The 2,470-nt window shown below is 31.1% G+C and carries 3 protein-coding genes; 1 reads left to right on the top strand and 2 read right to left on the bottom strand.

Annotated elements, in window-relative coordinates; all coding sequences use genetic code 11:
- Positions 1-831: formate--tetrahydrofolate ligase (locus ACTG3S_RS01570; protein WP_439127622.1), on the top strand; the 831-nt coding region annotated here is incomplete at its 5' end.
- A 109-nt stretch (positions 832-940) separates the two neighbouring features.
- Here ACTG3S_RS01570 and mdh read toward each other — a convergent pair.
- Both mdh and ACTG3S_RS01560 read right to left on the bottom strand, forming a co-directional pair.
- Entirely contained in the window at positions 941-1,867 is a 927-nt protein-coding gene (gene mdh / locus ACTG3S_RS01565; protein WP_439127621.1) for a malate dehydrogenase, read from the bottom strand.
- Between the two features lie 123 nt (positions 1,868-1,990).
- Positions 1,991-2,470 (bottom strand): DUF6588 family protein (locus ACTG3S_RS01560; protein WP_439127620.1); only part of this gene is annotated, 480 nt, incomplete at its 5' end.

The raw sequence follows: 2,470 nt of genomic DNA, 5'->3' as shown, positions 1-2,470 counted from the left end.
ACCATAATAGCTACAAAAATGGGACTTTCTCTATCGAATTATGTTGTTACAGAAGCAGGTTTTGGTGCAGATTTAGGCGCAGAAAAGTTTTTAAATATAAAATCTCAGTTTGCAAAATTGAATCCTAAATGTGTGGTTTTAGTAGCAACCATTAGAGCACTAAGACACCATGGAGGTGCATCAAAAGAAAATTATAATACACCAGATATAGAAAAAGTAAAATCAGGATTTGAAAATTTAGTAAAACATATAGAAAATATAAGAAAATTTAATATTGAGCCAGTTGTTGCTATTAATTCTTTTGTTTCAGACACCAAAGAAGAAGTTGAATTTGTTATCGAAAAATGTGCCAATTTAGGTGTGCATGCAGTACTTTCTCAAGGTTGGGAAAAAGGAGGAGAAGGCACTAAAGATTTAGCAAAAGCGATTGTAAATGTTGTTGAAAACAAAGCAACGCAATACAAACCTTTGTATGATTGGAAAATGCCCATAAAAGATAAAATTGAAAAAATTGCAAAAGAAATTTATGGAGCAGATCATGTAAATTATGATAATAAAGCACTTTTAAATTTAAGAAGAATCGATAGATTAGGTTTTAACCACTTTGCAGTTTGTATGGCAAAAACACAAAAATCTTTTTCTGACGATGCTCAATTAATTGGAAGACCCACTGGTTTTTCAATTACAGTTCGTGAAATTGAAATTGCAGCAGGTGCGCAGTTTGTAATTCCTATTTTAGGTAAAATGATGCGAATGCCCGGGTTGCCATCTACACCAGCATCAGAAAATATGAATATTGATAAAGATGGTGTAATTTCTGGTTTGTCTTAAGTAGTTATTTTGATTCTTTAAGTGGAAAATCTTAATTAAATAGAAAATATATAAAATAAAAAATCCAGCTGAAAAGCTGGATTTTTAAATATCTATAATTTAAAGATTTCTATAATTCTAACAATCCGTTAGTTTTAGAAACTCCAGCAGCAGATTCTTGTAAATGTGCTTTTTCAGCATCATTTAAATTAATTTCTACAATTTTTTCAATTCCGTTTTCACCTAATACAACAGGTACACCAATACATAAATCATTTAAACCATATTCACCTTCTAATAAAGTAGAACAAGGATAAATCTTCTTTTGGTCGCAAGCAATTGCTTGCACTAAACCAGATACAGCAGCACCAGGAGCATACCAAGCAGAAGTACCTAATAAACCTGTTAAAGTAGCTCCACCCACTTTGGTGTCTTCTTTTACTTGGTTTAATCTTTCATCAGAAATAAATTCAGTAACAGGTACAGAGTTTCTTGTAGCTAATCTTGTTAAAGGTACCATTCCTTTATCTGAATGACCACCAATTACCATTCCATCAACATCAGAAATAGGCGCTTCTAAAGCTTCTGCTAATCTGTATTTAAAACGAGCAGAATCTAATGCACCACCCATACCAATAATTCTATTTTTTGGTAAACCTGTGGTTTTATGAACTAAATAAGTCATCGTATCCATAGGATTAGAAACTACAATAATTATTGTATTCGGAGAATGTTCTATTAAGTTAGAAGAAACAGTTTTTACAATTCCTGCATTAATACCAATTAACTCTTCGCGTGTCATCCCTGGTTTTCTAGGAATACCAGAAGTAATTACGCAAATATTAGAATTTGCAGTTTTAGAATAATCGTTTGTACTTCCCGTAATTTTTGTATCAAAACCATTTAAAGAAGCAGTTTGCATTAAATCCATAGCTTTTCCTTCTGCATAGCCCTCTTTAATGTCTAATAACACAACTTCAGATGCAAAATTCTTAATGGCAATGTACTCTGCACAACTAGCACCTACTGCACCAGCACCAACAACTGTAACTTTCATATTTTTTTATTTTTTTTTGTTTAATAAATTTGTGCTAAAGTACGATTTTTAACTAATTTTTTAGCTAAAAATCTCCTAAAATCAGAATCTAAACAAGTTGTTTTTTTTTGTTGAAAAATGATGTTATTTAATACTAATAGCTACTCCTAAATTAAAATTACTAACTTCTTGTAGATTGTAGGAACTAAAAATTTTAAAATACCTCAAGTTTATTCTTGCTCCAAGGGTTGCAGATAAACTATTAGAATTGTAATCAATGGTGTTAGTTGTATTGATGCTTCTAGTTAAAATACCAGAGTTGCCTTGGTATTTACCATTAAAAGTGCCAAAAGTTTCTTGGGTAGCATTGCCAATATTATAACCAAAACTACCAAATAGATTTATAGTTTGCCAATGCCAAGAAGCAGCAGCTTGAAATGTGAAAGCGTTTAATTTAAAGTCTGTTATACCGTTCTCTACTTTTAAACCTGAATTTTGAGAGTTAGATAAATCTCGATTTGCAATTCCGTAGTTTACATTCATATTAGAATATGCAGCCAGCAAAGAAATGTTTATAGGTAGTTTTTCTAGTTTAGGAAACCATTCCGTAATTTCTTTTTTTAA

Origin of the sequence: Polaribacter sp. (genome assembly GCF_965656025.1) — a bacterium.
Lineage (GTDB): Bacteria > Bacteroidota > Bacteroidia > Flavobacteriales > Flavobacteriaceae > Polaribacter.
The sequence above is the reverse complement of the archived record's forward strand: the minus strand, read 5'-3'. Positions and strand labels throughout refer to the sequence as shown.

Coding starts and splice junctions, on each gene's coding strand:
- mdh (WP_439127621.1), bottom strand. CDS start 1,867: ATGAAAGTTACAGTTGTTGGTGCTGGTGCAGTAGGTGCTAGTTGTGCA.